Here is a 24,937-nt window from a genome sequence, read left to right as displayed (position 1 = left end):
CCTTTCTGTAAAAGTGCAGAAACTACAGTTTTGCAGCCTTGATTTCTTTTACAGTGTAATTGTATTTGTATTCATTGATTGCAAACTTGATGTTGTCACCAACTTTGTAATCCATAATTGCGTTTCCGAACGGTGCCATATAAGAGATGATTCCGTTTTCCGGGTCTGATTCCCACGGTCCGAGAATTGTATATGTTTCGTCCGCATTCTTGTCGTTGTTGTGCAGCGTTACTGTAGTTGCAAATGAAATAAGCGCCGTTGTAACTGTTGTCGGGTCGAATACGACTGCCCTGTTCAATTCTGCCTGAAGCTTTGCAACATCGTTGTTGAGCTTGTGCTGGTGCTCTTTTGCAGCCTTGTATTCTGCATTTTCCTTCAAGTCGCCTTTTTCGCGGGCTTCTTCAATTTCTTTTGCATTTGCAGGAATATCAACGGTCTGCAGGCGTTCAAGCAGCTGTTTCTTTTCTTCCAGCTTCTTTGCCGTAACAAGCATTCCTTTCGGTGCAGAAGATTTTTCCTCTGAAACGTGGAATTTGATGTTCGGATATTTTTCAAGAATTCTGTTTCTCATCAGTGCCTTGTATGACGGATCAATGTCTGCAAGGTCATCAATGAGGGTGTACATTTTCTTTACAGTTTCCTCATCATTCTGGAACATATAGTTAAGAAGTGCGTCGTCTTTGAAGAGGAGAAGTGTAGCGTTCTTGTTGATTTTCTTGTTTTCCGTTGTATTCAGATGGTTGTTGATTTCGCGGAATGTAAGCTCGATGAGCTGGATAAGGGTGATGAGCTGCTTTTCGTATGAAATTCCTGCATTCTTAAACCATTCTTCGTTCTGGCATTCCTTGAAGAAATAAAGTACGGCGTTGCGGTAGTCCTTGCAGTTTTCAAAGCAGGAAACGACAAGCTTCTGTACTTTTTCGGTGTAGCCGCTGTCGATGAGCATCGTAAGCATCTGACCTTCAAGAACAGTCGGGAACAGGCGGATGTATTCGTCTGACCAGTTCGGGAGCATTCTGATGTTCCTCAGGAAGTCTGCGCGAAGCGATGTGTTTTTTGTGTCTTTAAGAAGCTCGTACATTTCGCGCGGATCCTGAATTTTCTCGTAAATCTGCTGGAACGTGTATTTTGTCGGAACTGAAAGCTGCTTGTTTGCGGCGGTGATGTTCTGAACAACAAGATATGAGGCGACAATCTGTTCGTTTACCTTCATCGGCTGGTCGGAAAGATCAAGCGTCTTTACGTAACCTGCGAAATAGTTGAACATTTCGGCGAACATTTCGCTTGTTTTGTCAGTTTCGTCAGAGTCAACGTATTTCATAAGAATGTCGATGCGTGAGAAGAACTGTTTTTGAGCCTTAAACTCGTTTGCAAGTTTTTCTTCCTTGCTGATTTCGTTCTCGCGTACCATATACATATTGATGTCGTTCGGGTTTACGCCGAATGTTGCATCGGATTCAAGGATTTTCTTTGCAGCTGAATTCCAGGATGTCCATTCGCCAGGAGTGAGTACGGACGGAACAAGTTCTGCCTTAATCCGCTTGAAGTCGCAGTTGTTGTCAAAACTCTTTATGATTGTCTTCAGTGTCCATGCTTTGTCGTCTTTTACCATTTTTGCAAGTACGTCTTTCTGTTTCGTTGCCTTAAGAACCCAAATATGGTCTTTTGTAAGCGGAGTAAGAGCATCTACTGCCATTTTCAGTGCCATATCACGAATTCCGGCTTTCTTGCCAAAATTGATGATGAGTTTTTCATTTTCAACCTTGCGGATAATGCCTACGCCCCAGGTGCGGTGGAAAACAAAGTTGTGTACGTCAAATGCAATGTGCTTTTCAAAATCATTGATTGCTTCAAAAACATTTCTGAAGTTCTGCGTAAGGTTTGACGAGCGGATATAGTCGTCAAGATGTGAATGTCCGCTGTATTTTCCGCGGTAGCAGTCCGTAATTTCCTTGCGGGCCCAGATGTCTTTCTGGTCTACTGTAAGGATTTCTTTAAGCAGGGAAATTGCCGTATCCCATTTCTGATTGTCTTTATACCAGTTGTAAAGTTCCTGAAGAAGGATTGCAGTCTTGTCGTCGCCGAGCGTTTTTGATACCTTGCGCTTTACAAGCTGGAAGAAGTCGATTTCCTGCGGAATGAGCTGGACGAGCTTGGACCACAGTTCTTTCGTTGCGTTTATGTTTCCTGCATTTACGTAGCGTAGGATTGCTTTCTTGTAGTATTCTGTTGCTGTTTCCATATCACCGGAAGATTCGTAATGCTCTGCAAGTGCTTTTGCAATGTCTGCTTCCTCAAAGTCAAGCTTGACAAGCTGTGCGTATAAAGCCCAGACTTTGTCGTTGTCTGCGGCACGGTAATATTCTGCAAGCGTGCGCAGGGCAAATTTATTCGTCGGGTCATCTTCAAGGATGCTCTGGCACAGATATTCTACTACCGGTTCCTTGTGGTTTTTCTGGAATATGTCAACAAGAGCTACAAGCGATGAGTTGTCAAGAGTTCCTTTCTGCAAAGAAATCATACCGGAAAGGTACAGGGCGATGATGCTGTCTTTTGAGTGAGAGAGCTGCTCGTCACAAATCTGCTGTATTTCATCGGTGCAGTTTTCATTGCGCGCTTTTTCTACGACAGCAGCCAGTTCAATGAGCTTTTCTTTTGAATAGTTGCTGATTGTTGCTCTGGTCCACGTTTCTTCCTTGAGCATTTCCTGTACGGATTTGATTAATTCTTCAGACATATAAAACTCCTGTGTTTCTCTATAAACTCTTATCGCCCTTATATTTTGAACTACTTTACATACAGATTGTAGACGGTAGTATCAAGTATTTTTATCTTCAGCAGCGTTTCATTGATAAGCTTGCTGTCATTCTGTGCCTGACAGTAGTCTATCAGCCAGAAATACATATTGATAAGCCGGGGCGTAAGTATTTCTGTTGCCCTCGACGGATCTTTCTGCTCGTTCTCCAATGCGTAAATTTCCTGCTTGAGCCTGCCGATTTCCTGCGACTTCATATTCCGCTTCATATTGAATACGCCCCACAGGACTCCGTATACTGGAATCCAGGCGTTCAGAAGCTCTCCCGAATAGCCTTTCTCCGCAGTTTTTTCTATAAGGCAGCGGATAAGCTCGGAATCCAGAAAGACAAGGTCAATCTTCTTGAAGTCAAGGAAGAATGCTTCCCGGAAAAGGACTTTTGCCGCCTTGTCATCTCCGCAGAGTGCATAGCAGTCTGCAAGTTCCGCAATAACGGCTGCCTGTCCTGCCGTCAGGGAATTCGCTTCCGAAAGACACATCTTTGCGTTGTCGAATTCTCCCAGCTTTTTGTAGCAGATGCCGCATTTCCGCAAAATCTCCGCTTTTTGCGCCGGAATCCGCTCGTCAAGCAGTCTTGTATAGTTATACAGCGCAAGCCTGAACACTCCGCGGCACGCTGCATACACTGCATTTTCGTATGTTTCCTGCTGCTGGCGGATGAAATCAAGAAAATTCTTCCATTCTGCAAGCAGCCGCTCGCCGCGCTCGTATGAATCTTCTATGTCTGAAAGGCGGAGAAGTGCATCGCTCCAGAACAGGCAGTATTTGCCTGAGAGAATCAGCTCCTTGCTTTCCAGATTGTACATAAGGATTGTGTCCAGAACTTTCTTTGCTTCGTCGGGTTTTCCTGACTCCAGGTACGAAAGTGCTTCTCTCAGTCCTTTTTCTGTTTGAATATCCATAAGCGGTAAGGTCATTTTATATCAGAAGCAGAGGGTTAGTCAATGGAATTGCTGATTTTTATTAAATTTGGGATAAAGTTTATACTCGCTTTAAGTTAATATGTCAAGATATTTTTTACGGCTTTTTGCAAAAAATATAATTCAGGGATGGGTGTGCAGTTTCTGTAATTATTTACAATATGCCGTTCATCTGCTATTATAGTACAATAATGAAGAATTGTATGCTTGCGCCTTCTTTGCTTAGTGCAGATTTGGCTGATTTGAAGGGTGCCGTTAAGCTTGTAGAGGAAAACGGCGGCTCTGTTATTCATATTGATGTGATGGACGGGCGGTTCGTGCCGCAGATTTCGTACGGTCAGCCTGTAGTCCAGTGTCTTCGTCCGCTTACGAAACTGCCTTTTGACGTTCATCTGATGGTGGAACATCCTGAAGAACAGGCGGACACTTTTGCAGCTGCCGGCGCGGACTGGATTACGTTTCATCACGAGGCGTGCATTCATTCTCACCGGCTTATTCAGCATATCCACGATTTGGGAAAAAAGGCCGGGATTTCAATCGTTCCGTCTACGCCGGTAAGTGCCGTCAGCGAGCTTTTGGAATATGTTGACCTTGTGCTTGTTATGACTGTAAATCCGGGCTTCGGCGGACAGAAACTCATTCCGTCCTGCGTCCGCAAAATCAGCGAACTGACGAAACTGCGCGAGGAACGTTCCCTTAAGTTCCTTGTTTCCGTTGACGGCGGAGTGAACGCCTCTACCTTAAACGATGTTGTTTCTGCCGGTGCGGATATTGTAGTGTCCGGCAGTGCGTTTTTTAACGGAAGTATGAAGTGGGAGAATACCTGATGAAAAAAGTAAAGCCGCTTGTTCTTTTTTCTCTTTGCGTGCTGTTTCTGTGCCGTATGCGGCCTTCCTGTGCTCAGGCTTACGGTCAGAATATTGCATCTGCGGCGTTCCTTCAGGGAACGGATGCGTTTAAGTCCGGCGAATGGATGTCGGCAGTTTTTATGCTCAGGCGCGCCGTTTCCTATCCGGAGAATTGCAATTCTGACACCTGGTATATGCTTATTACCGCAGAAATGTATGCCGGAGAGTACAAGTCTGCATATCAGGACTGCGAGATGTTTCTGAAAGACTTTCCTGACAGTCCGTACCTTTCGTATGTTATGTATCACAAAGGGCGTGCCTTGTTCTGTCTTGGTGAATACGAACGTTCCGTAATTCAGCTGAGTGATTTCTGTCATTATTATCCTGACCACGAGATGTATGCATCCGCGTTGTTCTGGGTGGCAGAGTCTTTTTTTGCCGCTTACAATTATTCTGATGCGGAAATTCTTTATTCCCGTGTCGTAAGCGAATTTCCAGATGATGCAAAGGCTGCGGCGGCACAGTACCGCATAGAAACAATAGCTCAGAATGCGCGTGAAGAAAAACTTTTGTATCTTCTGAAAGAAACGGGCGAGGAATATCTTGCGGCAAAGGAAGAATATGAAAGGCAGCTGAAGCTGTCTGGTTCGGACAGTGCCGGAGAAGCGCGCCGCAGGATTATGGAACTTCAGCATGCGAATGCGGAACTTCAGAAGAAGATTACCTTGCTTGAACAGGAAAAAAATGATTTGTCTGCAAGGCTTGATGAAGAAAAACAGATGAACAGCACTATAAAAAATGAGAATGAAGATATGGTGTCTTCATTGAAGCAGAAGGCGTTGTGGACGCAGGAGCTTATGAAGGCAAGAACGCCTAAGGATGGAAAATAATGAGAGCTGGGAAAATCAGTGCAGGGCTTGCAGGAATTTTGTTTCTTTGCTGTACGGCGGCTTTTTGCGCAGCTGCGGATGAAAGTTTGCCGACAGGGGATGAATTTATAGAAATTCAGGAGCGTGTAACGAATGCTTCCTCAAAAAAGGCATTGAAAAGACAGGAAAAAGAAGCAAAACGTCAGTCTGAAAAAGCGAAAAAAGAGGCAGAGGCGGCGCTCAAGAAAGAGGAAAAAACAAAACAGAAGGAAACTGAAAAGTCAAAAAAAATAAATATTGCCGAATTGATAAGCAACGAGGGAATTTTTCAGTCAAAGACAGTTGAAAATCAGGTAGGTGACATACGCCTTCTTTTGAAAGGAAATGTCGGAAGTTTCCAAATCTATACCGTTAATAAAGAGGCGATGCGTCAGCCTCTCTTAGCCGGATATGACGAGTTTACGTCTTCGTTCTTTTCCCTGCGTGCCGGTAAAAAAGAGTACAAGCTGTCTAATAACATAGGAATCGTAATCGGAACAAGAAAAACTGATGTCGGTGCACAGATGGTATATGTCGTTCCTAAACTTGCACGCGTTCTCGTTCGTTTTGAGTGCATAAAATCCGGCGAGAACGGAAATGCCGATATTCTGAAAGTAAATGCCGTTGTCCGCAACAGAAGCAAGCGGACGGAAGTTTTCGCATTGAAGAATGTGCTTGATACGTTCCTTGGAGAGCAGAAAGGTCCTCATTTTTCTACCGCCGATGATATTGCCGTAAACAGCGAAATGCAGTACCGGAAATTTGACAGGATGAAATGGATTTGTTCTGCAAACAGCAAGGCTTCTATGCAGATTCTTCTGCACGGGGCTGACATTACGCCTCCGGAAGTCGTATCACTTGGAAACAAGGATCTTCTTGCGCTTCCGTCCTGGATTCCGCAGGTCGTTCGTTCCCGCACGTTTGATTCCGTGCTTTCGTATAATAATTCTGCGGTCTGCATAAACTGGGAAGAAAAGCGTCTTGCGCCGGAAGAGGAATTTTCCTGCACTTACTATATTGCAATGGCTTCTGACGGAGAGACGCCTGCCGGCGAAGAATTTATTGCCACTTTGGAAAAACGCCTGAAAGCGGAACAGTCTTCTTCTGCGGAAAAAGAAAAGGCGGTCAAAGACAGCATTACGTTTATAGATACGGATTCCATTTCTCTGTCTCAGCAGGATTTCGGAGTGTATGTGTCTGAAAAGACTGTTTCTGACGTGCCGGAAGTTGTTTCGGGGCAGACGGAAGCGACATCCGGTTCCGGAGAATTCGTGCCGTTTGACATTGAAACAATCGGTGCGGAAAAACTGAATTATCAGTATATTCAGAGTCTTATCGACCGGATAAATTCTCTTGAGGGCGATGATCAAAATCTTGACAGAAATGAACTTCTCAGGCTGAATGCGGAACTTGACGCAATTCTTGAGAAGTTAAGGCAGATGTGATGGCCCGAGATACGCTTGAAACCGCCGCCGGTTTTATGCGGTTCAGAAAGTTTGACAAGGCAATAAAACTTTTGGAAAGCCGCGCCTCTATTTATGAAGATAATTTTGACTACTATCTCATGCTTGGAACAGCCTGCCTGTATGCAGGTGATACTGGTTCTGCAAGTTCCTATTATCAGCGTGCGCGTTCCATAAAAATAACTGATAAAAATCTTTTGCTGGGGCAGGCGGCCTTGTATTTGCGGCGCGGCGATACGGATCGGGCAATAAATTATTATGTTGACATACTTGATAATGATCCCGGTGATAAAAGGGCGCTTTCTGCAATGGAGTTTATCAGGATGCGCGGAGATTTTAATACGATATGCCGTTGGGTCGATACAGGAAAAATCGAACAGTTTTATCCGCCTGTCGGTGCAAATCCGTATAAGGCGGCAGGAATTATTGTTCCCGTGATTGCCTGTGCTCTCGGATGTGCGCTTGTTCTTTTTCTTTCAGGCATTCATTCTCCTTCGGACGGAAACCGTGCTGATTTAAGCTCTTTGGTACTTACGGTGAACGAGCAGAAAAATGCGCAGGAAACAGATTTGTCTTCCGGGGCGTTTGCCTATATTCTTTCTGCGCAGCAGATTTCCGGTTCGTACGAAAAAGCGCAGCGTTATTTTCAGTCTTACAGGGATAATCTTGCCCAGATAGAGATAAACAGAATTCTCAATTCAAATGCGTCCGTGGCAATAAAGCAGAAAGCTCGGCTTCTTATGGAATATCTTGAGCCGCCTACGTTTGATACGCTTAGTGATAATATAAGCTATTCGCAGGTGGCAAAAGAACCTGCACTGTATCTTGACTGCTGGGTTGCCTGGTCGGGGCGCATTTCAAATGCGGTTCAGTCAGAAAAGTCTTATTCCTGTGACCTCCTTGTCGGCTATGAGTTTGGGGAAAAAGTTGACGGAATAGTTCCTGTTGTGTTTACTGTTCCGCCTGTTATTTCTGCTGATAAAGCTGTTACTGTTTTGGGGAAAATTTCTACGGAAAACGGCAGACTGTGTCTGCGCGGGAAAGCCGTTTATCAGAGCGTAAAAGAAAATAATTGATTTTTTGTGCAGAAACTTCCATTTTTGTGCAAAAAAATACTATATACTATCTGGGAGAACAGACTGCCGGATGCGGCTGTTTTTCCCGAAACAAACGAATTGTGATTTTTGGAGGAAATTATGGCTTCAAATACGCCTGTTGATAAGGCAGAGAAGGAAAAGGCTCTGGAAACTACGCGCCTTCAGATTGAAAAGCAGTACGGTCAGGGGTCGCTGATGAAACTCGGAACGCAGAGCAATACTGCCGGAATAGATGTCGTTCCGTCCGGCTCGATTATGCTTGATGAGGCGCTGGGAATCGGCGGTTATCCGCGCGGCCGTATTATTGAAATGTACGGACCTGAGAGCTCCGGAAAGACTACGCTTGCGCTTCACGCAATTGCCGAGGCGCAGAAGCTTGGAGGAATAGCCGCGTTTGTTGATGCGGAGCATGCGCTTGATCCTGTTTATGCAAAAAATCTTGGAGTTAATATAGATGACCTTTGGGTTTCTCAGCCGGACAGCGGCGAACAGGCTCTTGAAATTACGGAAAGTCTTGTAAGAAGCGGTGCCGTTGACATTATCGTCGTTGATTCCGTTGCAGCCCTTACTCCGCAGAAGGAAATTGAGGGTGATATGGGCGATGCGCAGATGGGACTTCAGGCGCGGCTTATGAGCCAGGCGTTAAGAAAACTGACTGCTATTGTCGGAAAAAGCAACTGTATCGTCATTTTTATAAACCAGATTCGTATGAAAATTGGCGTTATGTTCGGAAATCCTGAAACTACAACCGGCGGTCAGGCGCTTAAATTCTATACTTCTGTCCGCCTTGAAATCCGCCGCATTGAGTCAATTGACGGAAAGGGTGATGAAGAAGCTGTAGGAAACCGCGTACGCGTAAAAATCGTAAAGAACAAAGTTGCGCCACCGTTCAGAAAGACGGAACTTGACATTTACTTTGGAAAAGGAATTTCAAAATCCGCGAGCCTTCTTGATTCTGCGGTTAAACACGGTATTATTGACAAAAAAGGTGCCTGGTTTACGCAGGGTGATATAAAAATCGGTCAGGGACACGAAAATGCCGTTGCCTTTGTAGAGAACGATCCTGAATATGCAAAAAAACTTGAAAAGCAGCTTCGCGATATGCTCTTCCCTGGACAGGTTCTGAAAGATAAAGAAGGAAATCCTGTGAATGTTGAGCAGAAAGAAAAAGAAACGAAGAAAAAAGAGGCAAAGCCTGCTGCACCAGTTACGGAGCAGGAAGGATTGTTCTAAATGATTCGAGTTGTGCTCGGACTTGGCTCTAATGCTCCGTATGGCGCACTGGAGCCGGTGGAGCTGCTTTCCGGTGCGTGCAGGGAATTGAAGAAAATTCTTGCTGCGCCGGTGTTTTCATCGCTGTATGAAACGAAGGCTATGTACTACGAAAATCAGCAGAATTTCTATAATATGGCAGTAACGGGATTTGTTGATGATTCTGCATCTCCTTTTGAGCTTCTTGACGAAATACACCGGATTGAAGAACAGTTCGGACGTAATCGCAGTAAGGAAATTCGTTTTGGTCCGCGTTCCCTTGATATTGATATTGAAGAATTCGGAAGCCTTGTTTTAAATGTTCCTGACCTTATTCTTCCGCATCCGCGTATGAATGAAAGGGCATTTGTTTTAATTCCTGTACTTGAGATTTTAAAAAAATCTGCCGATTGTAATAAAAAGGAAGCGATTTTTTCTTCTTTGAAGAAACTTCCTGAGCAGGGCGTCGTGCAGTGCAGTAAGACGGTGCAGGAAAAGTTTTTGTCTTTAACCTGCTGATGCCTCTAGTCTGGATAAAGGTGGAATGACAGTATGGATGCAAAAGCTGTAGAAACATTAACGGTGGAATCGGAGTCTGCGGAAAGTGCAAAGCGCAGGTTTGCGGCAGGTGAATTTGAAGGACCTCTTGATTTACTGTGGTTTTTGATTCATAAAAGCGAAATCAATATTTATGATATTCCGATTGCGCAGATAACGGAGCAGTACCTTGAGTATCTGGACTATGCGGTTCAGACTGATTTGGGCGATTTGAGCGAATTTTACAAATGGGCGGCAATGCTTTTGAATATGAAAAGCAAAATGCTTCTTCCTGTTGAAATTACTTATGACGATGAAGAGATTGAAGATCCGCGGCAGGAACTTGTTGACAAGCTTATTGAATATCAGAAATTCAAAAAACTGTCTGAATTGATGGAAGAAAAGGAAGAATCTGCGGAATGGAGTTTTGAACGCAGTAAAATTCAGCGTGTCCTTCCGTTTGACGAGCGCGAAAGTGACTGGGAGCAGATTGATACCTGGGATTTGCTCCAGCAGATGCAGAAACTCTTTAAGAGTATGGTGAGTCAGTATTCAAATGAAAAAATTTTGAATATGTACGAAGAGATTTCTGTAAATGAAAAAATCACGCTGATGAACGAGCTTTTTGAGAAAAAGAATGAATGTATGTTTACGGATTTGATTACCCGTGAAGGTAATGAGATGGATATTGTATGTGCATTTATGGCTATTCTTGAAGCCGTCAAATTTAAAATGATAACAATCTTTCAGAACAAGCTGTTTGGCGATATAAAAATCTGCAAGCGGCTTGATTCTGGCGAGTCTCTGCAACCGCTGGAAATTACGATTGATAAAGCTGCTCCTGTTTCGGAAGAAAATAAATGACCTAATGCAGTTTGCGGAAAAATACTGTATATTAAATATTGTAAAATATATAGAATAAAATGTGGATGGAATAATGGAACTGGAAAAAGAAACTGCGCTTGTTGAAACGATATTGTTTTTGGAGAGCGAGCCTGCTACGGAGAAGGCGCTGTCTAATATTTCCCGCCTGTCGGAGGAAGTTGTCCGGCAGTGCATTGAAAAACTGAAGGAAAAGTATCTGGCTGAAAATTCCGGTATTGAGCTTACGATGATTACAGGCGGCTGGTCGCTTGTTCCTAAGCAGGAATTCTGGGAAGTCCTGCGTGAACGCTACGGAGAAAAGAACAGCGCCAGGCTTTCTCGTTCTGCGATGGAAACTCTTTCCATTATTGCATACTCCCAGCCTGTTACGCGCGGAGAAATTGAATCGATACGCGGAGTCAGCGCAGATAATATGATACGTTTGCTTCTGGAACGTAACTTGATAAAGGAAGTCGGACGGAAGGATGTTCCTGGAAAACCTGTTCAGTTTGGTACTACAAAGGAATTCTTAAAATTCTTTCATTTGAACAGCATTGCTGACCTTCCTAAACTTGATGAGGATGAGGAACAGAGGTTTGAACTTGCAAGATAATGATTCTAAAATACGCCTTCAGGTGTTTCTTGCACACAGCGGAGTTGCAAGCCGGCGCGCCTGCGAAAAAATTATTGAGTCAGGTCGTGTTTCTGTAAACGGTTCTGTCGTAACGGAACTTGGAACAAAAGTTTCTGCACAGGACGAAGTTCTTGTTGACGGAAAAAAAGTGTTTCCGGAAGAAACAAAACGCTACGTTCTTTTAAATAAGCCTGCCGGCTATGTCTGTACACTCTCTGATGAAAAGGGAAGACCCGTTGCCGCAGAACTTCTTAAGGAAGCGTACAATGAAAGGCTGTATAATGTAGGCCGGCTGGATATGTTCAGTCAGGGACTTATTATTTTTACAAATGACGGCGATTTTGCGGCGGCACTTTCTCATCCTTCTGCAGAAATTGAAAAAGAATATATTGTTGATACGAGCCTTCCGCTTCCGCGTAATCTTGCTGAAGAATTCCAGAGAGGAATCCGGGTGGACGGTATTTTTTACAAATGCAAGAGTGCACAGGAAATAAATGCTCGTCGTATGAAAATCGTTCTGATAGAAGGCAAAAACCGCGAAATTCGTAATGTATTTAAATCAAAGGAAATCGGCATAAAAAAACTTACTCGGGTGAGAATCGGCTCTGTTACAATAGAGGGACTTCTGTCGGGGCAGTTCCGCGAACTTTCTCAGTATGAAGTGCAGGGGCTTTTAAAACTCTGCCGCAGTAAAGCAATTTAGACAAAATGGAGTATATATTATGATTATCGCAATGGACGGACCTGCTGGAACAGGAAAAAGCACTATCGCTTCAATTATCGCAAAAAAACTGAACGTTACGTATCTGAACAGCGGCAGTTTTTACCGTGCGCTTACGCTTTCGCTTCTTGAGGCAGGCGTAAATCTTTCTGACGAGGAGGCTGTCATTTCATTTTGCAGGAAACAAAAACTTGAATATGAAAAATCCCGCCTTGTTCTGAACGGAACTGACGTTGAGGACAGGCTGCACGATGACATTGTGAGCAAGAATGTTGCGCAGGTTTCGGCTATTGTACCTGTCCGTCATCTGGTAAACGAGCGGATGCAGGAAATTACAAAAAGCCTTGACATTGTATGCGAGGGCAGGGATATGACGACAGTTGTGTTCCCGAATGCTGACTATAAATTCTACCTTGATGCGTCGCTTGACGTTCAGGCACAGCGCCGTTTTGACCAGGGCGTGAGCAATATGACTCTGGAAGAGATAAAAGAGGCGATAAGAAAACGTGATGAAATCGACAGGAATAAAGCAGAGGGTGCGCTAAAAAGAGCGCCGGATGCAGTATACATTGATACTTCTCGCTTGACCATAGATAATGTTTGTGAGATAATATTAAATCAAATTCACAGAAAAGGTTTTACAATGGAAGAAATGGAAGTGGAAAAGGAAGAAACCCAGAACTCCAAGGGTAATTTCCAGACACAATTAGAGGAATCTCTGAACAATTTTAGCAATCCTGAAGAAGGACAGATTATCGAAGGAATCGTTATTCAGGTTACAGACGAGTATGTTTTTCTTGATGTAGGCTGCAAGTCAGAGGGCAGGCTTCCCGTAACGGAGTTCGCAGGTGATCTGCCGAATGTCGGGGACAAAGTACAGGTATTCTTAGTAAAAAAATTCGGCCGCAACGGTCCGGAAGTTTCTAAGACTAAAGCAGATGCAAAACGTATGTGGAAAGACGTTTCACAGTCGTTCAAGGACAAGGCTCCTGTATCTGGTACAATTAGCAAAATCGTTAAAGGCGGATATGAGGTTAATCTTGGCGGTGACATTCATGCATTCCTGCCAATCAGCCAGTCAGACAGTCAGAAAGTTGAAAAGCCGGAAGCTTTGCTTGGCATAAAATCTCAGTTCTATATCGAGCGCCTTTATTCAGAAAATAAAGCAAATGTGGTTGTAAACCGCAGAAAATATCTTGAAGAACAGATTGATGAAAAACGCGATGCATTCTTCGAGAACGTAAAAATCGGTGATACAGTAAAAGGTACTGTGAAGAGCTTTACAAGTTTCGGTGCTTTCATCGATTTGGGCGGATTTGACGGTCTTCTTCATATAAATGATATGAGCTGGGGACACGTAGCACGTCCGAAGGACTTTGTAAAGAAAGGTCAGGAAATTGAACTTAAGGTAATCCGCCTTGATCCGGCTGAAAAAAGAATAAATCTTTCACTTAAGCATTTTACGGAAGATCCGTGGATTCACTTTGAAGAGAAATTCCATGTAAATGACATCGTAAAAGGCAAGGTTACGAAACTTACTGATTTCGGTGCATTTATTGAGCTTGAAGAAGGCATTGAAGGTCTTGTTCATATCAGCGAGTTCTCTTGGACAAAGAAAATCAACAAGCCGTCTGATATGGTCAGCATCGGTGATGAAGTTGAGTGTATGATTCTTGGCTATGATATTCAGGCAGGACGCGTTTCACTTGGAATTAAGCAGGTTACTGCAAATCCTTGGGAGTCTATTTCTGAAAAATATCCTGTCGGAACAAAAGTTACGGGAAAAGTTGTAAAACTTACCAATGCAGGAGCATTTATCTCTCTTGAAGACGGTATAGATGCATTCCTTCATGCAGATGACATTTCCTGGACAAAGAAAGTTAAACATCCGGGAAGTGAACTTGCCGTTGACCAGGAAGTTAATGCTGTTGTAATCGCCTGCGATGCTGAAAATCACCGCATAAAAGTCGGTATCAAGCAGCTTACTGACAATCCGTGGGTACAGTTTGCAGAGGAATACAAGCCGGGTTCTACCCTTGAGGGTGAAATTGCTTCCATTACTGAATTCGGTGTTTTTGTAAAGGCTCCGAACGGAATCGAGGGACTTGTAAACAAGTCAAATCTGTGTGATGACCGCGAAACTCCGTATGAAGAAGCTGTAAAGAAGTACAACGTGGGTGATAAAATCAACGTATTTGTAGTTGATGTAAATACAGAAAAAGAAAAAGTTTCTCTTTCTGTACGTGAATTCAAGAGAAAGCAGCAGCGGGATGAAATATCTCAGTATATGTCTACGTCTAACAATGAGGATGACGGTGCGTATACACTCGGTGATTTCTTGAAAAATCAGAAAAACTAATTGCTGAAGGGTTTGATGAATCAGTTTTCACCGGAAACATTGAAGACTCTCATCGAACTCGGCAATTCTATAAATTCGGATTATTCTGACAAAGGCGCATTGCTGTTTCGTATATTGCGGGCGGCAATGCGCCTTGTTAAATGCGAATTGTATTCTTTCCTTACGTATGAGCCGGGAACGAGGCGTATAAAAATCGTTGCTTCTCTGGCGGGCGGTGAGGAAAAAAAACAGGATGTCGAGCTTGACGGCAACTGCGCCGAACATGAGGTTTTTATAAAAGGCAATGTTCTGTCTGCAGAAGATATAGAAGATGATTTATACTATGCGGAACGTATAGGCGAAAGACTTTCTGTCCGCGTTTCTTCTTTTCTGTGCATTCCTGTTTTTATCGAGAAAAGACCTGTCTGCATTCTGGAACTTGTAAATAAAGATCGCGGACTGAAATTTTCTGATTACGATGTATTGATGCTTGAAAGCCTTTCGGCTGTTGCCGGAAATGCGCTGTGTTTTTGCGAAAAAAACATTTTGCAGACACGGCAGATTATGGCTTTGAAGCAGAATATTTCTTTTAATTCTGCAGGAGCGGCAAAATTCCATGAGTTTATTGCGGAATCACCGGCAATAAAAGATTTGATGGATATTGTGCGCAGGGCAGCCGTTACAAATTCTTCCGTGCTTTTGACGGGTGAAAGCGGTGTCGGTAAGGAGCTTTTTGCGGAACAGATTTATCTGAACAGCAAACGTTCTTCGATGCCGTTTGTGCGCGTAAACTGTGCATCGCTTTCGGATACCCTTATGGAAAGCGAACTATTCGGTCACATAAAAGGCGCATATACAAGTGCAGATTCTGCGCAGAAAGGGCGTTTTGAAATGGCTGACGGTGGAACGCTTTTTCTTGACGAAGTAGGTGAGATTCCGCTTGCCCTGCAGCCGAAACTGCTTCGCGTCATACAGGACAAGCAGTTTGAGAGGGTAGGTTCTTCTGAAACGATAGACGTTGACGTGCGGATTATTGCTGCTACAAACAGAAATCTTGCGGAAATGGTAGAAAAAGGTCAGTTCCGGGAAGATTTGTTTTACCGGCTGAACGTGCTGCCAATAAGAATTCCGCCGCTTCGTGCAAGAAAAGAGGATATTCTGCCGATTGCAAGGCGTTTTCTGCACAAATATTCTGTTGAGTCAGGGAAAAACTATACTGATTTTTCTGAGTCGGCAGTGGCGGCTCTGGAGTCGTATCGCTGGCCGGGAAATGTCCGGGAACTGGAAAATGCCGTTGCACGTGCTTGCATTATCGGTAATCCGCCTGTCATTCAGTCGGCGGATTTGCGCCTGTATCCGGGCGGAGATATTTCGGCATCGTGCGGTATATCGGAAGAGCAGACTGATGAACTTGCCGGCGTTGTTGCATCTGGTGCTGGCGCTGACCGTTCGTTAAAAACTGCCCAGGACATATTTAAACGGGCGTATGTCATTAAGATTCTGGAAGAATGCGGCTGGAATCAGACAAAGGCAAGTAAAATTTTGGAAATTCAGCGGACTTATCTATCTCGCTTGATGAGCGAGTTAAATATCCGTGAAAATAAATAAAGAGGTTTATAAAATGGCTACATTTGAAAAAGCAACAGTCGGCGAAAAAATTTCTAACTATGTGGAAAATCGTCAGAATGTTCTGATTGCAATTCTTGCGGTTGTTGTGGCTGCTGTCATTGCCTATACGGTTGCGGTTACAGTGACTTCAAAGGCAAATACGAAAGGGCTTGCTGCAATCGACACGATTTCCTATGTAATGACTCAGGAGTCTGCTTCACTTTCTGAAGAAGAACTTGAAATGCGAAGAAACAAGGCACTGGAAGATTTGTCTGCATATCTTGAGAAAGGCGGAATCGTTGGCGTTCGTGCTAATATGCTGGCTGGAGAAATCTACTATTCTGTCAAGGATTTTAAAAATTCTGCAAAATGCTGGACTTCTGCTGCTGCAAAAGGAAAAAAATCATATACTGCACCGCTTGCATATTTTAATGCTGCCGTTTCGTATGAGAATATAAACGATCTGGACAATGCAGAAAAATATTACAAATATGCTGTTTCTGCTAAAGATTTTCTGATGGCATCCCATGCAGAATTCAGTCTTGGACGTGTACGCGAGGCTAAGGGTGATACGGACGGTGCAATAGAAGCATACCGTTCTTTGCTTGGAAAAAATCCTGACACTTCCTGGGGAAATCTTGCAAAGACCCGCCTTATTGCTTTAGGAGCAGAGTAGACATAAACCTGTAAAAATGTTTTTCATTTTTACAGGTGAAACAGTAACTTTTTCCTGAAATTTTCATTGTTTATATAGAGGCAAATATGAGAAAGAAACGGTATATTTATATTTTTCTTTTATCTGTTTGCCTTTTTGTATTTAACTCCTGCGGTCTTGATGTTGTGTATTATTTGCAGGCACCGCAGACGGCACATAATATTCCGACTGCTTCTACAGAGTATGATAACCGCTATTTTGAGTTTACGACGAATAATTCTCAGGGAAATATTGCCGATGATTTTGATTTTCTGGGAACAGCAGTTTATTACAAGATTTATAATAATTCGTCTACGATGGCAAACAATATTTCTACGCTAAGTTCGTTAAGTTCATCGGCGAATGAGTCTGCGGCGGCGACAAAACTTATTGACGGCTTTAAGTATAAACCGCTTGGAACAAGCAATGGTACAAAAGATCCTCTGATTGGTGCTGAAAGTTATAATCAGCGTGTATACATCCGTCTTTCAAATTATCAGGAAAATGTTTCTGGTGAATACAAGGCTGTTATAAAAGTCAGGAGAAATTCTGATGGTGCGGAATGGGAAGAAATCGGCATTCCTTTGCGTACTGGTAACCGTTATACGTTTGATTTCGGGCGTGATGAGGATAAAGTTCTTGATTCTCTGGCTGCAAACAAAGTAAAAAATGCCGTTCCTGCTGAAGATGATTCATCTTCTATCGGTGACGTCACTTATTCTTCCACCTTTTCTGATTCGGATAAAAAACTTTGGTATGTAGATATGTATGCCGTTGCAGTCGGACAGGATAATTCTTTTACGCCGTATTACAGCAATATCCTGCATTTAGGTTCTGTAACGATTGACCCGAATGAAGAAAATAACTGATATTTTGTGCGTAATTTGCTTACATAAAATGGCATATTGCTTGCAAAAATTGTTCTTTTATACTATAGTATTTGCACGGTCCCTTAGCTCAGCTGGATAGAGCACATGCCTTCTAAGCATGCGGTCGACAGTTCGATTCTGCCAGGGATCAAAAGTCTGCAACTTTTTGCAGACTTTTTTTATGCCCTGAAAATTTGTGTGATTTTTTATGTAAGCTGATCAAAGGCATATCTTATAAGATTTTGAAACTGCTGCCGAAGAATAGGCGGATATGATTTTTTTTCTGCTGTTTCGTCAAAAACTGCAACCGCTTCTTCTGAATATTGGGCTGTCATTTTTTCGTTTAAAGGCAGTCGGAGTCCCAGAAGTTTGTTTTCAATGGCAATGCATCTGAATGTGATTGGTCCGCTGAATGCAATCCTTATATTTGTTATGATGTTTTTTTCAGAATCGGCAAGAAAGGCAAAGCCGGCAGAATTTTCCGTAATTTTATTTGAAGGTCCAAGCCTGTTGTAGATAGAAACGTCCCAGTCATTCAGAGGAATACGAATATTAGTGAGGACAAAATCTTTTGGAATTGACTTGAAATTTTGCAGGGAAATGTATGATGTTTCTGACGGAGAGCGTAATTCAAGCAGTGTATCAAGTGCAAGAAGCGGCGCGAACAGGGAAAGACGCTGCGGTCCGGCACAGATGTTTCCGCCGATAGTGGCAATATTGCGGACGAACGGGTTTGCAATTCCACAGACCGCCTGATAGAGAATTGACGGAATGTGCCGTTCTCCAAGAGCCATAATTTCTGCAAGAGTAACGCCTGGTCCGAATTCTATAAATCGTTCGTGTTTGTGAATTTGCCTGAGTTCCGGGATAAGAGTAGTTGAAATGGATTTTTCAGGCAGATGTTCAAGATGAGTACACGCGCCGATAACCTGAAGCGCAGAAATAGTTTTTTTCTGGTAGAAGAGTTCCTGTATATTTCGGGCAAAGAAAACTTTACGTTCTGTTTCGTTCATAATTCATTCCTTTTGTCTGCTGAGCGTTACTGACCTTTTTTATTGTGGATTTCAAACGCGTAGAGAATGCCGTTTATCAGTGTATCCTGGTCTGTACAGCAGGGAGAAAGATTTTGAGTGTATTCTGCTATTTTTGCGCGTGTAGGGCGCGCAGATGTAGAAAGAATTGCTTTTGCTGCAAAAATTTTCCCGGAATTGCAGTAGCCACACAGTTTTATTCCGGCTTTTGTAAATCCTTTCATAATGCTTATGTACATTTCGTCCTTCATAAAATGTTCAAGCGTTATTATTTCCTTGTTCATTGCGAGTGCTACAGGAATTTTGCAGGACGGGACGGGCTTGTCATTCATAAGGACTGTGCATGAACCGCATATTCCAAGTTCGCAGCCGCGTTTTACCTGTACCAGTCGCTGTTTTCTAAGTACGGAAAGAAGAGAGGCGTCTGCCGCAGACTGAACGAGTATTTTTTCATTGTTGATTATCATAGGAATGTTCATTGCTGTTCCTCCGTTTGCGCCTGATTTCCGGCGTTTTCTTCCTGCTCTTCGGCTTTGTTTTCAGTTTCTGTCAATTCGCCGGCTTCTGCGCTTTCTTTATATTCCAAAGTCGCATCAAGCTGCCGCTGCTTTTCCAGCAATGTAAAAATCTGTTCGTCCGTACACGGTACTTCTGAAATCACTTCCGAAATTGCCTGTGATGTTGCGGAGGCAAATGCGGCCGGAATAAGGTTATGGATTAGCGAGCCAAGCTGGCACGGCGGATTTGACGATTGTATGAAATAGATTTTTATCATATCGCAAGAAATGCTGTCGTCTTCCGTAAGATGCTCAAGTTCCTGCCGTATGGAAAGTTTTACCGTGTTTTCAGCGGCTTTAAATGAGAGAATTTCTCCGCAGTCAATTGCAATCCAGATACCGTTGATTTTCTGCTTGTAGGTATACGGGTGAATTTCAACTTCAACGATTGCTGTTCCGAATGATGTTGAATAGAACGGATAGCCGGAAAATTTTTCCCTGTTCCACTGGCGTTTCATTGCAGGAGTCGGGCTTTTTTTTGCGGTAATTGGCAGCGGATTTAAAAATCGTTTTTTCTGGATCTCGCCACAACATCGTTTTAAAAGCGTTGTCATAAGGCTTACGTTGCTTGAAAGACTTTCCGGCAGGGAATTCTCATCGAACTGGCTGGAATTTTCATCTGCCGTAATCGTAATGTTTGAAACATCAATCTGAAGGTTTTCCGAAACGATTTTTTTCCAGATTTCTGCTATAGAATCAGACGGTATCGGCGAATTGATTGTTACAGAACCGTCAAGTTCCAGCGTTACTTCCATTTTCTGCTCGGAAACAGAAAGCGTCGTGCCGTAAAAATACGCTCCTTCATACGCGCATGTCATAGCAATTCCGCGTTTTGGAAGGGAGGTGAAAATGCGGCCGTTTTGCAGTCCGTCATAATGCGTGGTCAGCCGGAACGTCGCATATTTTCTGGAGAAATCACTTGCCTGAACGACTGCTTTTACGGCTTCTTCGTATTTTATGTTCTTGTACTTAAAAATCGACTTTTCATTGTTCATATTGATGAAGCGAAGTTCGTCCGGGTGTATTCCTGTTAAATGCGCAATATGATTGAGATGATTTTCAACGGCAAAAAAAGCTCCGGAATCAATAGTTTCAAGGGAGATGGACGTAGGCGGATTTGGCGAGTTTTTTATCGTGGTGCAGATGTAAAGGTTTTCCGGGCAGTAAAAATTTGCACAGGCGATTGAAAGTCTGTCTGCGATTTCTTTTGCAAACGGATTTGTATATCCTGCGTCGCCTTCAATAAAGACCTGCATTGCCTTTATATGACCTTCTTTGTCCACGGCAGAGCGTTGTGTTATTGTAACGCTGATTCCAGGCGCATTGAACAGTTCCTGCTCTTTTCTTGTAAGAAGAAGTTTTACCGGGTGGTCAGAAAGAACTGCGGCAAGGGCGGACTGAACAGCAAGCGTCGTCGTGCGCCAGGTTCCGTTAAAATTCTTGCTTTGGGAAAGCGTTTTGCGTATTTCTATGCGGTTTTCGTCAATGTTCAGAGCATTTGAAAGCGTTTTCTGAAGGTGCGCCGGCCATTGCGTTGTAGAAAGAACGTTCAGCGTTGAGCCTTCCATATAGCTGAGCGCGCCGCTCGTTTCTATCCATACGGGAGATTTTTCCCTGTTTGTCCAGACATCGGAAACGTAAAAATCTGCATTCTTGAAAAAACTGTCCGTTTCTTTTTCATCGCGGACATTTTCAAAAAATCCGGTTCTTATTTCGCGTTTTGCAAGAACAGCAGATTCCGTGCGGTGCGGAGTTATGCTTTCTATTACTTTTGTAATCTGCTCAGGCGCAGTGTAGCTTGATTTTTCTGTAGGTGCCGGAAGCGAGTCGAGCGACGGCAGAATGTTCAGGTCATCTACGATGTCGGCGATGGCACTGTCTTTATCAGTAACGTAACCGGGAAGTTCAAGAAAAGGGCGTTTGTATATGCGCGAAAGATTTTTTGCTACATTTTCGATTGTACTTATGTCAAAAGTAAGCTGAATTTCAGATGCAAGTTTCCGTACTTTCTGTATGTCCGGACCTACAAGAATTCCTACCGGTTCGCCGGCGTAATGCACTTCTTCCGTGCAGAAAATCTGCGTGTCTGTGTCCAGCGTGTGAATTACGTTTTCGCCCGGAATGTCGCGCGCTGTGTAAAGATAGTAGCCTTCCGGCAGGCTTGTAATTCCGATGTTCGTAATTTTTCCGAATGACGACGGACTTCTGACCAGCGCACCGTAGTACATACTGTTCTTCGTGCAGTCAATAAGAAAATCTTTCAGAATGTATGATTTCCGCAGTTTTTTTATACGTTTTGTCTTTCGTTCAGACATGGTATTCCTTTCCTATTGCAATTACGGCATTTATCACTTCTTCTGCCATTTCGTCAGTCATATCTGGCCATAGCGGAATGCTTACAGTTCTTGACCAGGCCGATTCTGCGTTCGGAAAATTGAGCGCAGTAAAGTCAGGGTAGAGTGATTTCCAGTACGTAAAATGAAAAAGCGGAATAAAGTGAACGGAAATTCCTATGCCTTTTTTCTGGAGCGCTTTTGCAAAATCATCCCTTCCGATTTTAAGTTTTTCGGGAACAATGCGCAGAAGATAAAGATGCCAGCTGTTTCCTTCTCCGTCCGGCGGAAGCTGCACAAAATCAAGCGTAGAAAAAGCTTTGTTGTATTTTTGCACGATTTTACTGCGTTTTTCAAAAAAACTTTCTGCGCGTTTTAGCTGGCAGCAGCCGATTGCGGCAAGTACGTCAGGAAGGTTGAATTTATAGCCGGGCGCAACTATGTCATATTCCCAGCTTGCACGCGGAGATGTGTATCTGTCCCATGTCGTCCTGTCCATACCGTGCATACGCATAACAGTCATTCGTTTTGCAAGTTCCTGATCGCGCGTGCAGACCATTCCGCCTTCCGCTGTGGTGATTGTCTTTGTTACATAAAATGAAAATACGCCTATGTCGCCGATTGTTCCTGCATATCCAAGCTGTGTTTTTGACGGAAACGCGTGCGCAGAATCTTCTATTACTTTGACATTGTATTGTTTTGCAAGCGCGCACAGTTTTTGCATATTGCATACGTTTCCTGCAATATGAACGGGAACGATTGCCTTTATTCGCGGTTTAAAAGAGGCAGCATCTTTTTTTAGAAGTGACTCTACGGCAAGTACGTCTATGCTGTAGGAATTTTTTTCAATATCTGCAAAGAATACATCTGCGCCAAGGTGACGTGCGCAGGCTGCCGTTGAAACAAAAGTATATGGTGTCGTGATGACGGCTGTTCCAGGAGCAACACCGCAGGCTTCCATTGCAAGAATCATTCCGCTTGTGTTCGAGTTTACGGCAAGGCTTATTACGGGGGCTGAAGAAAGTCCTTCTTTTTCCCTGTTCTGCCTGATTTTTCCGCTCTCGTCTTTGTTCATAAAGTGCGAAAAATCGTTTTCAAACTGAAGGGCGTATTTTCCGGTTGTAAGCCAGCCGGAGCGCATGACTTCAAGGACGCATTGCTCTTCTTCCTGTGAAATTGACGGTTTTGTAAACGGTACTTTCAGTGAATCTGCATCAGACATTGTTTTCCTCGTAAAATTTTTTTAGCGACGGCACATCCCTGCAAAGAATGTCCGTCAGGTATTCTTTGTTTCTGAATACGCCGTTTTGGGCAGGATTTTCTTCCGTGCAGAAGCAGACTGGAAAAAGAGCTTCAAGCAGGGAAGAAAGGCGTTCGGAGTCGTATTCAAGGTTTTTCAGTTTAAGGATTTTAGGGTAGGCTGTTTTCTGCGGAGATTCCTGCGAAAGCCACAGCGGTTCTGTTGCGCGCTCTCCCTTTCGCTTGCCGATAATTTTTATGTCGATGTCTTTGTAAGGCTCAAGCCCGGAGAATTTGATAATCTGTTCGGCAAGGTCAACGATTTTTATCGGTTCTCCCATATCAAGCAAGTAGGACTCGCTGTTCTTTCCGACTCCGCCGGTCTGGAGTACAAGCGAACACGCTTCCGGAATTGTCATAAAATAACGCTCCATATCGCGCGACGTTACGGTTACAGGACCGCCGTTTTTTATCTGCTCCATAAACAGTGGAAGAATTGAGCCGCGAGAACCTAGAACGTTTCCGAATCGTACAAACATAAAATCTGAGCCGGCGTGTGCTTTTTTTGCCGCATCTAGCACAAGTTTTTCGCACAGCATTTTTGATACGCCGTATACGCTTACCGGTTCAACAGCCTTATCAGTAGAAATAAGGACAAAACGCTGTACGTTGTGTTTTATGCTTGCGTCAAGAAGATTTTTTGTACCGAACACATTGTTTGCAATTGCGGCGACCGGGTTTTCTTCCATAAGCGGAACGTGCTTGTATGCGGCGCAATGGAATACTACGTCGCAATGCGTATGACCGATTATGTAGTCGGTGTAGGCACGGTCAATCATATCACCTATAATCGGAACGATTGTTGCCTTTTCGCCGACGCCTTCTGACTGGAGCAGCCGCAGTTCGCGGTCTATCTGATAAATTGAATTTTCGCCGTGCCCGAAAAGATACAGCCGTTCTGCGCCGCCGGAAAGAAGCTGTCGCGCCAGCTCCGAACCGATTGAACCGCCGGCACCTGTGATAAGGACGCGTTTTCCGCGCAGATATGAAAGGCTTTCTTTTAGGGAAATGGTAACAGGTGTTCTTCCAAGAATGTCAAGCGGATCGATTTCACGCGTCTGCACCAGATGTGCGCTGCCGTTTACTACCTGCGAAATTCCCGGAAGTATTTTGATTTTCGGAACGCCGGCTTTTTTCAGCACTTCGTAAATTTTTCGTATTTTTTCTACCGGCGCGCTAGGAATTGCGATAATGGCTTCGTCCTGTTTTTTAAATCGCAGGATTGAAGCAATGTCTGCAATCGGTCCGAATACAGAAACTCCGTCTATTGAAGTTCCTATTCGTTCCTTGTCGTCATCAAGAAAAGCGGCGACCGTGCCGAATACTTTTTTTCGCTTGATGTCGTCGGCAATAGTCTGCCCTGCAAATCCAGCTCCGATAATATATAATTTTTTTTCTTCCTGTGTCATATATGCCCGATTATTTTAAACCTGTCTGGAAATAAAAATTCTTTTTTTATTATACACCAATAAACTGTTTTTTTTAACTGCTTATGCGCTTTCTTCTATAATTTGCGCTTAAAAAATGCAGGCTTATGCAGAATTGTACCGTGCAGAAAAAATATACTAAACCTGAACTTGTGAAATTCCGATGATTAGAAAGAAGTTAGAAAAATACTGAACGGGGTGGTCTATGGGGAAAAAAACATTTTGTGCGCTTCTGTGGCTTATGTGTGCAGTCAGCGGTTTCTGTGCAAGCGTTTCGTTTCAGATTGTGCAGCATAATGACAGTATGAGCAGCGTCTGTAATTCTGTGCTTGTGATTGAGGACGAGATTTTGAATTCCTTTTTTAATTCAGGATATATCGTTTCAAATTCGCCTGCGTCGATGTCTTCTTCTGCCGCACAGGATAAAAAACTGTGGAATCTTGGCTATTCAGAAGCAATTGAAGGGTCTTTTGATGATTTTATTCAAATTCATTTGTATTTTAACGAGTCTACGGCGAAGAACACGCAGACTGTAGCACTCGGTATGATAGATAAAATCGGCTGGAAAATCGTTTCGTTAAAGAACGGAAAAACAGTCGAAGAAAAAACAAAGAGTATAAAAAAAACGATGGGCGCGGACACTGAAGATAACGTAAGGCTTTTTGCAAAAGATTTTGCGGTATACATTCAGGGCGTGCTTAGAAAAAAATAATTCAGCGTACG

21 protein-coding genes and 1 tRNA gene are annotated in these 24,937 nt (G+C 43.5%); 15 read left to right on the top strand and 7 right to left on the bottom strand.

The window, feature by feature from the left end:
• Positions 1–22: 22 nt before the first annotated feature.
• Both greA and B5D55_RS05765 read right to left on the bottom strand, forming a co-directional pair.
• Entirely contained in the window at positions 23–2,737 is a 2,715-nt protein-coding gene (greA, locus tag B5D55_RS05770) for a transcription elongation factor GreA (protein WP_078933050.1), read from the bottom strand.
• A gap of 50 nt (positions 2,738–2,787) precedes the next feature.
• Positions 2,788–3,732 (bottom strand): tetratricopeptide repeat protein, encoded by a 945-nt coding sequence (locus B5D55_RS05765; protein ID WP_234975387.1) that lies wholly within the window; start codon positions 3,730–3,732, stop codon positions 2,788–2,790.
• 194 nt (positions 3,733–3,926) lie between these two features.
• Between B5D55_RS05765 and rpe the strand changes: the two genes are divergently transcribed.
• From rpe to B5D55_RS05695, 14 genes are all read left to right on the top strand, one after another.
• A complete protein-coding gene (gene rpe, locus B5D55_RS05760) occupies positions 3,927–4,562 on the top strand; it encodes a ribulose-phosphate 3-epimerase (protein ID WP_078933075.1) in 636 nt (211 codons plus the stop codon).
• A complete protein-coding gene (locus B5D55_RS05755) occupies positions 4,562–5,473 on the top strand; it encodes a tetratricopeptide repeat protein (RefSeq protein ID WP_078933049.1) in 912 nt (303 codons plus the stop codon). Before rpe ends, B5D55_RS05755 begins: the two co-directional genes overlap by 1 nt.
• The gene (locus B5D55_RS05750) at positions 5,473–6,936 is read left to right on the top strand and encodes a hypothetical protein (protein ID WP_078933048.1); all 1,464 of its coding nucleotides are present in this window, start codon (positions 5,473–5,475) and stop codon (positions 6,934–6,936) included. Before B5D55_RS05755 ends, B5D55_RS05750 begins: the two co-directional genes overlap by 1 nt.
• The gene (locus B5D55_RS05745) at positions 6,936–8,030 is read left to right on the top strand and encodes a tetratricopeptide repeat protein (protein WP_078933047.1); all 1,095 of its coding nucleotides are present in this window, start codon (positions 6,936–6,938) and stop codon (positions 8,028–8,030) included. The genes B5D55_RS05750 and B5D55_RS05745 overlap by 1 nt, the downstream gene beginning before the upstream one ends.
• 120 nt (positions 8,031–8,150) lie before the next feature.
• Positions 8,151–9,284 (top strand): recombinase RecA, encoded by a 1,134-nt coding sequence (gene recA, locus B5D55_RS05740; RefSeq protein ID WP_078933046.1) that lies wholly within the window; start codon positions 8,151–8,153, stop codon positions 9,282–9,284.
• The gene (folK, locus tag B5D55_RS05735; RefSeq protein ID WP_078933045.1) at positions 9,285–9,821 is read left to right on the top strand and encodes a 2-amino-4-hydroxy-6-hydroxymethyldihydropteridine diphosphokinase; all 537 of its coding nucleotides are present in this window, start codon (positions 9,285–9,287) and stop codon (positions 9,819–9,821) included. It begins immediately after the preceding gene.
• Positions 9,822–9,854: 33 nt separating this feature from the next.
• The gene (locus B5D55_RS05730) at positions 9,855–10,703 is read left to right on the top strand and encodes a segregation and condensation protein A (protein ID WP_078933044.1); all 849 of its coding nucleotides are present in this window, start codon (positions 9,855–9,857) and stop codon (positions 10,701–10,703) included.
• 73 nt (positions 10,704–10,776) lie between these two features.
• Positions 10,777–11,316, top strand: coding sequence for an SMC-Scp complex subunit ScpB (gene scpB / locus B5D55_RS05725; protein ID WP_200805294.1), 540 nt, complete (start codon positions 10,777–10,779; stop codon positions 11,314–11,316).
• The gene (locus B5D55_RS05720; protein WP_078933043.1) at positions 11,279–12,040 is read left to right on the top strand and encodes a pseudouridine synthase; all 762 of its coding nucleotides are present in this window, start codon (positions 11,279–11,281) and stop codon (positions 12,038–12,040) included. The genes scpB and B5D55_RS05720 overlap by 38 nt, the downstream gene beginning before the upstream one ends.
• 19 nt (positions 12,041–12,059) lie before the next feature.
• Positions 12,060–14,417, top strand: coding sequence for a 30S ribosomal protein S1 (gene rpsA / locus B5D55_RS05715; protein ID WP_078933042.1), 2,358 nt, complete (start codon positions 12,060–12,062; stop codon positions 14,415–14,417).
• A 15-nt stretch (positions 14,418–14,432) separates the two neighbouring features.
• A complete protein-coding gene (locus B5D55_RS05710; RefSeq protein WP_078933073.1) occupies positions 14,433–16,004 on the top strand; it encodes a sigma-54-dependent Fis family transcriptional regulator in 1,572 nt (523 codons plus the stop codon).
• Between the two features lie 13 nt (positions 16,005–16,017).
• Positions 16,018–16,680 (top strand): tetratricopeptide repeat protein, encoded by a 663-nt coding sequence (locus B5D55_RS05705; RefSeq protein WP_078933041.1) that lies wholly within the window; start codon positions 16,018–16,020, stop codon positions 16,678–16,680.
• Between the two features lie 86 nt (positions 16,681–16,766).
• Complete coding sequence (locus tag B5D55_RS05700; protein ID WP_078933040.1) at positions 16,767–17,567, top strand: hypothetical protein; 801 nt, start codon at positions 16,767–16,769, stop codon at positions 17,565–17,567.
• 77 nt (positions 17,568–17,644) lie between these two features.
• Positions 17,645–17,718: transfer RNA gene (locus tag B5D55_RS05695), tRNA-Arg, on the top strand.
• Between the two features lie 55 nt (positions 17,719–17,773).
• On the opposite strand, the gene B5D55_RS05690 is transcribed toward B5D55_RS05695, so the two are convergent.
• The 5 genes from B5D55_RS05690 to B5D55_RS05670 are packed head-to-tail and all read right to left on the bottom strand — an operon-like array spanning position 17,774 to position 24,196.
• Positions 17,774–18,580, bottom strand: coding sequence for an FAD binding domain-containing protein (locus B5D55_RS05690; protein WP_078933039.1), 807 nt, complete (start codon positions 18,578–18,580; stop codon positions 17,774–17,776).
• 26 nt (positions 18,581–18,606) lie between these two features.
• A complete protein-coding gene (locus B5D55_RS05685; RefSeq protein WP_078933038.1) occupies positions 18,607–19,077 on the bottom strand; it encodes a (2Fe-2S)-binding protein in 471 nt (156 codons plus the stop codon).
• Positions 19,074–21,470: a xanthine dehydrogenase family protein gene (locus B5D55_RS05680; protein WP_078933037.1), complete on the bottom strand. Its 2,397-nt coding sequence runs from the start codon at positions 21,468–21,470 to the stop codon at positions 19,074–19,076. The genes B5D55_RS05685 and B5D55_RS05680 overlap by 4 nt, the downstream gene beginning before the upstream one ends.
• Positions 21,463–22,710: a DegT/DnrJ/EryC1/StrS family aminotransferase gene (locus B5D55_RS05675; RefSeq protein WP_078933036.1), complete on the bottom strand. Its 1,248-nt coding sequence runs from the start codon at positions 22,708–22,710 to the stop codon at positions 21,463–21,465. The genes B5D55_RS05680 and B5D55_RS05675 overlap by 8 nt, the downstream gene beginning before the upstream one ends.
• The gene (locus B5D55_RS05670) at positions 22,703–24,196 is read right to left on the bottom strand and encodes a polysaccharide biosynthesis protein (RefSeq protein ID WP_078933035.1); all 1,494 of its coding nucleotides are present in this window, start codon (positions 24,194–24,196) and stop codon (positions 22,703–22,705) included. Before B5D55_RS05670 ends, B5D55_RS05675 begins: the two co-directional genes overlap by 8 nt.
• 223 nt (positions 24,197–24,419) lie before the next feature.
• Between B5D55_RS05670 and B5D55_RS05665 the strand changes: the two genes are divergently transcribed.
• Positions 24,420–24,926: a hypothetical protein gene (locus B5D55_RS05665; RefSeq protein WP_078933034.1), complete on the top strand. Its 507-nt coding sequence runs from the start codon at positions 24,420–24,422 to the stop codon at positions 24,924–24,926.
• Positions 24,927–24,937 lie beyond the last annotated feature (11 nt).

This window comes from Treponema porcinum (genome assembly GCF_900167145.1).
GTDB lineage: Bacteria > Spirochaetota > Spirochaetia > Treponematales > Treponemataceae > Treponema_D > Treponema_D porcinum.
The sequence above is the reverse complement of the archived record's forward strand: the minus strand, read 5'-3'. Positions and strand labels throughout refer to the sequence as shown.